This is a genomic window from uncultured Nevskia sp., assembly GCF_903885465.1.
Classification (GTDB): Bacteria; Pseudomonadota; Gammaproteobacteria; order Nevskiales; family Nevskiaceae; genus Nevskia.
In genome coordinates this window covers 1-1,756 of sequence record NZ_CAISIQ010000483.1, presented here as the reverse complement: position 1 = coordinate 1,756, position 1,756 = coordinate 1, and the positions used below count along the sequence as shown (strand labels likewise).

Sequence of the window (1,756 nt, the reverse complement as noted above, 5' to 3'; positions counted from 1 at the left end):
CGACCTGGATGCGCGGATTGACTTCGATGAAGTAGAACTTGTCGGTGTCGGCATCCATCAGGAATTCGACGGTGCCGGCATGCGTGTAGCCCACCTGCTTGCACAGGCGTACCGCCGCATCGCACAGCTCCACTCGCCGTTCCGGCGTCAGGTAGTGCGCGGGTGCGCGTTCGACCACCTTCTGGTTGCGGCGCTGCACCGAGCAATCACGCTCGAACAGATGGATCAGATTGCCGTGCTGATCGCCTAGCACCTGCACTTCGACATGGCGGGCGCGACGGACGAGTTTCTCGAAATAGGCTTCGTCATTGCCGAACGCCGCCAGCGATTCGCGGCGCGCCGATTCCACCGCCGACGGCAGCTCGGCTTCGTTCTCGATCGCCCGCATGCCGCGGCCACCACCGCCCCAGCTCGCCTTCAGCATCACCGGATAACCGATCGCGGCAGCGATCTTCTTCACTTCCTCGATGTCGCGTGGCAAGGCCTGCGAGGCCGACAGCACCGGAACGTTCGCGGCCTGGGCGGCAGCGCGCGCCGCCACCTTGTCGCCGAGCGCGCGCAGCACCTCTGGCTTCGGACCGACGAAAAGGATGCCGGCAGCCGCACAGGCTTCGGCAAACGTCGGGTTCTCGGACAGGAAGCCGTAGCCGGGATGGATGGCGTCGACACCGGCGTTCTTGGCGATCCGGATGATGTCCGGAATATCGAGGTAGGCGGCGATCGGCTTCTGCCCCGCGCCCACCACATAGCTTTCGTCTGCCTTGAAACGGTGCAACGCAAAGCGATCCTCGTGGGCGTAGATCGATACCGTGCGCACACCCATTTCAGCGGCGGCGCGCATCACCCGGATGGCGATTTCGCCACGATTGGCGACCAGCAGCTTGCGGATGGACATAGTCCTTTTTGGGTCCCTTTGATTTCTGGTGTGGATCGTCGGACAGGCTAGTGGCGCGATCAGGCGCAACCACATCAACCGTCCGCACTTATTACAGCACAGGGAGCGCCACCGACCCCCGACTTAGGGCCTGCCCGCGGATCGGCACCCGGCAAAACTCATCGACAGGAGCCGCGCACGAAAACTGACAGAGACGGTGAACCGATGACGCGATCCTCAGTCAGAGAGTCTGATCTCAGCATTCGCAACCACCATTACTGATCAATTCGCGCCTCTTTCCAACCATATTTCATTGTCGTCTGCAATATTTATGTTTGGAGTGAGATACCATTCGACGCGGATGCTCGAGTTCGAATAGGCACGCACCGTGTTGCGTCCATCCCATGGAGTCAAGCTTGAAAACCAAAACCCGTTCCAAAAAGGCAGGCAAAGTAATGACATCGGAAACCTCCTCCCCTCGTCGCAAGCGTCAGAGTGGAGTTCGCGGTCGCATTGTCGAGATGCTCGGCACGGGCCCGATGCTCGCCCAGGACATTCTCGAGCGCGGCGGCTTTTCACCGGCTTCGCTGTATTTGAATCTGAAGGCGCTGAAGTCGGAAGGTGTGGTCGATACCACTCGTGAAGGCCGTTCGGTGCGCTACACGCTTACCGGTGCCGCTGCCAGTGAAGGCAGCGTCGTGGATGCCAGCGAAGGCAAGATTCGCAAGAAGCCGGGCCGCAAGCCTGGTAGCAAGAAGGCTTCTGCTCCGGCTGCTGGCGATCTGAAGGGCGCGCTCGGCGTGTTGATGGCGCGTCTCGCGCCGATCGACAAGGTCGACGAAAAGCTGATGGTGCTGAACCAGCTGGCCGGCTCGCTGCCGG

Annotated in this window: 1 protein-coding gene and 1 pseudogene; one reads left to right on the top strand and one right to left on the bottom strand. The window is 61.3% G+C overall.

Annotated features, from left to right (window positions below):
• A partial coding sequence (locus tag QZY06_RS18815; RefSeq protein WP_295686981.1) for a biotin carboxylase N-terminal domain-containing protein occupies nt 1-895 on the bottom strand: 895 nt, incomplete at its 3' end.
• A 500-nt stretch (nt 896-1,395) separates the two neighbouring features.
• On the opposite strand from QZY06_RS18815, the pseudogene QZY06_RS18810 reads away from it, so the two are divergent.
• Nucleotides 1,396-1,756 (top strand): annotated as a pseudogene (locus QZY06_RS18810) (hypothetical protein); the annotation flags it as partial.